Source organism: Nostoc sp. CHAB 5836 (genome assembly GCF_020829445.1).
Taxonomy (GTDB): domain Bacteria; phylum Cyanobacteriota; class Cyanobacteriia; order Cyanobacteriales; family Nostocaceae; genus Nostoc.
Map to the genome: position 1 here is coordinate 1 of NZ_JAIVFV010000309.1, position 4,087 is coordinate 4,087.

A 4,087-nucleotide genomic window follows, 5' to 3' on the forward strand; every position below is an offset into this window, starting at 1 on the left:
CTCAGTTATCCTGTAATCATGATTAGGTAAGCCTGAAAAAGTGTGGAATATATCCATTGATTTTCAGGCACATACTCTAGATAAAGCGATTACAAACTGATTGCACTTTCCCAAGCATAATGGGTTTCATCTGCTGTCAGTCCACTGACACCATATACAACGCCAGCACCTATAATGAATAAGTAAGCATCAAGATTGAAATGAAAATCATTTCTCTTATACTCTTTCTTGCCTTTTTTGCCACCACCACCAATAACGGAAGATTGTTCAGCAGAAACTTCGGTAAACAAAGCGTTATTTTCTACAACTTGCATGATTTTTTTCCTAGAATGAGAATGTTTGCAGTTAACGTTCGCTCGGAGTTGATTGTTGCTTTTGTTTCGCTTCAACTCCTTGCTTAATTAAGACAATAAGTGAAAGCACCGAGGTTTGTCATTTCGAGTTTCAGTAAACTTAATTACCAGATTTAGAAAACTAGATTTCACAATTAGGCGACTACTATTTCCGAAAAATACATAAAAGCAGCAATTACGCTGGAACTATAGGAATCCTACTTGAATGTTGCTCAGTATACTGAGAAGTCAAGCTTTGTATGTCAAGCTTCTAGGCCAATACGCTTGGGTTAAGGCTAAAACTCTTTGCCAAAGTCAATTTTTTTTACGAACCGCCATCGCGTAGCGTCTCCCCTTCTCCCAAAGGGAGAGGCTAGCGCCAAGGGAGAAGGACGCCAAGGACGCAAAGAGAAGAAAGAAATGCTTAACTGAACTGTATTGGCTTCTAGGCAGCTTGACTGTTCAAAAATCAAATAGGAGTCCTATAGTACTGCAAGGCGGAATTAAAGATTAAAAATTAGAAGTTAAAAATGAATACAGCGTAAGTATTTTATTGATTTGGAATGGGTGGTTTATTTACGCTGTACTATACCCTGCAAGAAACACCTTAAATCAAAGTGGATATGATATGAGTCCATTCGCTACCAATGAATGCAAAACTCTACTTAGTACGCCGGCTTGTGGCGAGATGAAAAAGTTTTTACCTTTTTTCATCTCGCCACAAAGCGATACCGCCTAATAAACCGGTGATATTGGGGATAAGTTTCACATTTAACGGTAGCTGGAAATTGACTTTCACGGCTTCACCACCGCCAATGTAAAGGTAATCATAATTGAACAGATGTTGCAAAGATGCGATCGCTTTTTCTAAACGCCTATTCCATCTCTTCTCACCAATTTTTTCTAATTCTGCACGCCTCAACTGCTGCTCGAAAGTCTCTCCTTTGCGAAAGGGATGATGCCCCATTTCCATATTCGGCACTAGTTTACCATCCACAAATAAAGCCGAACCAAACCCCGTACCCAGAGTAATCACTAATTCGACACCTTTACCTGCGATCGCTCCAAAACCCTGCATATCTGCATCATTAATCACCCGTACAGGCTTGTTTAAGTATTTTAATAATGCTGTTTCCAAATCAAATCCGATCCAATCTGGATGTAAGTTTACTGCTGTTTCCGTGACTCCACACCGCACCACACCGGGAAAACCTACCGAAACGCGATGAAATTCACCTTGAGCGGCTGCTAAGACAACAATTGCGTTAATTACAACCTCTGGTGTCGCCGGTTGGGGTGTATCTAAACGCGCCCTTTGCGTTATCGGATTTCCCGTAATATCCAAAACCATAGCCTTAACGCCACTACCGCCAATATCAACCGATAGGGTACGAATCACTCCATTTTCTTCAACCATTGAGTTACATCCTTCTTACTGCTTGGTTTCTGGTTCTTACTTCGTTATTATGCTCTGCTGCATCTAAATAATATCGGGATGTTTGGAGAGTCTTTAGATTGAGGGAGAGTGGGGAGATGAGGGAGATGAGGGAGATGAGGGAGATGAGGGAGATGAGGGGACAATGAGAATAACTATGGACAACCAAAAGTAGAGGAGGAATTGACGCGTTTTACTCAAAGTTAAAAATTCAATACATTAGATGCAGGACAGCATCTAGATTTGCTAATGTAGGAATAATGGGAATAGTACTGGCGTAGCTGCTTAAAATCTATCGAGCAGCAAATTTCTATTAATTAAAAGTAATATTAAGAGAAAGAATTATGACGGCGTTTGAACCTCAAAGCATCCGCTCTTATAGCCAAGAAGATGTCCAACAAATTCTGCACTTAGCGATCGCTCGTCAAGCTGATGACAAAGATACAGAATTTTCTTATGAGCAGATCTTAGAAATTGCTGCTGAGTTAGAAATTTCACCTGAGTCTTTAAAATTAGCCGAACGTGATTGGTTAGTACAACAAGGTCAAGTCCAACAGCGAAAGGCTTTTGACGCCTATCGCATCCGAAGATTTCAGAAGCGTCTAGGCAATTATGCAATTTTCAATGGCTTTTTGATACTGCTTGATTTCATCGCTGGTGGCGGAATTTCTTGGTCGCTGTACATTTTGCTATTCTGCGGATTGACAGCAGGGCTTGATGTCTGGAATACCTTCCAAATCAAAGGCGAAGAGTATGAAATGGCATTCCAAAAGTGGAGCCGTAACCACCAGATTAAGAAAACCATCAGTACAGTTTTGAATAAGTGGTTTAAGGCATTACAGGCTTAGTACATTCGCTCGCGTCAGGGTATTCCTACTCTAAAAGCTTGCTAGGGGTAGCGTTTCCTAGAGAAACTCGTCTTACACATCGGTATGGTGGTCTGTTTTTTTAAAGATGCTGTTAGGGACTTCCAGTTAAAAAAACATCCCATCGTCGAGGCGCAAGACCTAGATCCCCTACAAATGTACAAATAATTTTGGATAATTTATTTTTTGGAAGTCCTTTAGTATACAGTTTCGTAAATTCGTCACAAGGGATAGGGAACAGAAAAAATTTTCAACTTTAGTTATGAGTCTAAAGCTCACTAAAAAAATATGTTTTTCGAGACGGGTAGCGCGAGAAAAACGGTGTCCTTGCTTCAATCCCGCATTTTTAACTGTTCCCTATTCCCCTTAACCAATTCAGAGCTTACAGCGATTTTCAGGTAAATGAACTACAATTATGAAACCTAACCCCCAGCCCCTTCCCTTGTAGGGAAGGGGAGAAAATCAAACCCTCTCTCCTCGTAGGAGAGAGGAATGGAAGTGAGGTCTATTTGTGGTTCAAATACATGAAAACTGCTGTAAGTTTAAACGCAGACCATAGCACAGAGGAGCGCAAAGTTTTTTTTACGCTCATTCACTACCAACTTAGGCAAAGCTATACTTAGCGGTAACTTAGGCAACACAATCTGTGGGGAAGTATATTTAGCACCAATAGCCGTAAATAAAATCGATAACCAATAAGTAAGTGGGCAATAATAAATCAAACTATGTTACACAATACTTGCTAATGCGCTTACCACGGACTCTAAGTTATCTTGAAACCTGGGGCTTTGGGTTAACCGGCCATGTTGGATGGATTAGTACTGCCCCCATCATTCATGCAGCGTTAGGCTCTAGAGCTATCTTAGTTTGGTTTTTTGGCACGATCATTTCCTTTTTGCTTAACTTGCAGGTACAAAGTCTAGGTAGACACTGGCCAGATGTCGCAGGAGGAACACCAAACTATACCACAAGGCTATTAAAGAAGTTTCCTAGCTTAGGCCGTTACGTAGCCTTAGCATACTTTTTTAGCTGGGCAGCAGCACCAGCACTATATGCGATTATTCTCACCGACCTAATTAAAGTCAATTTTCAACCATTAGGTATTTCTTGTCCAGAAACTTTCTTAAAAGTTTTATTTACAGCGATTCCTTTTGTTTTAGCGTTCAGTGGCACTCGTGCTTTAGCGCTGCTACATTTATTTTTTGTATTCCCAGCGATTTTATTGCTGTTAGTGTTTTGTACTCAAGGCGTAGTATGGTCAGCCTTCTCATTTACTAGTTTGAAATGTCTCTCAAGTGGCACACATAGCCTGAGCTTTGCAGAATGGGCAAAGTGGTTTTTTCTAGCTAGCTATTCAGTTTATGCTTGTGAAACTACTTCTTCTTTTGTTGCTGATAGTCGCGACCCCTATAAAACTTTAAGGTTCTTAAAGGTAGCTGCACTAAAGCACGAGT

General features: G+C 40.6%; 4 protein-coding genes and 1 pseudogene. 2 read left to right on the forward strand and 3 right to left on the reverse strand.

The window, feature by feature from the left end; genetic code table 11:
- Nucleotides 1-89: 89 nt before the first annotated feature.
- From LC605_RS31500 to LC605_RS33210, 3 genes are all read right to left on the reverse strand, one after another.
- Nucleotides 90-314 (reverse strand): hypothetical protein, encoded by a 225-nt coding sequence (locus tag LC605_RS31500; RefSeq protein ID WP_229551327.1) that lies wholly within the window; start codon nt 312-314, stop codon nt 90-92.
- A 718-nt stretch (nt 315-1,032) separates the two neighbouring features.
- Nucleotides 1,033-1,749, reverse strand: coding sequence for an ROK family protein (locus tag LC605_RS31505; protein ID WP_229551328.1), 717 nt, complete (start codon nt 1,747-1,749; stop codon nt 1,033-1,035).
- A gap of 93 nt (nt 1,750-1,842) precedes the next feature.
- Nucleotides 1,843-1,968 carry a hypothetical protein gene (locus LC605_RS33210; protein ID WP_267868728.1) on the reverse strand — a complete coding sequence of 42 codons (126 nt, stop codon included), beginning with the start codon at nt 1,966-1,968 and terminating at the stop codon, nt 1,843-1,845.
- Nucleotides 1,969-2,111: 143 nt separating this feature from the next.
- Between LC605_RS33210 and LC605_RS31510 the strand changes: the two genes are divergently transcribed.
- Nucleotides 2,112-2,615 carry a 2TM domain-containing protein gene (locus LC605_RS31510; protein ID WP_229551329.1) on the forward strand — a complete coding sequence of 168 codons (504 nt, stop codon included), beginning with the start codon at nt 2,112-2,114 and terminating at the stop codon, nt 2,613-2,615.
- Between the two features lie 763 nt (nt 2,616-3,378).
- Nucleotides 3,379-4,087 (forward strand): annotated as a pseudogene (locus LC605_RS31515) (PAS domain-containing sensor histidine kinase); the annotation flags it as partial.

Bases quoted from the DNA above. Each gene is read 5' to 3' on its own strand.
- LC605_RS31500 (WP_229551327.1), bottom strand. From the start codon at position 314: ATGCAAGTTGTAGAAAATAACGCTTTGTTTACCGAAGTTTCTGCTGAA.
- LC605_RS31510 (WP_229551329.1), top strand. From the start codon at position 2,112: ATGACGGCGTTTGAACCTCAAAGCATCCGCTCTTATAGCCAAGAAGAT.
- LC605_RS31505 (WP_229551328.1), bottom strand. From the start codon at position 1,749: ATGGTTGAAGAAAATGGAGTGATTCGTACCCTATCGGTTGATATTGGC.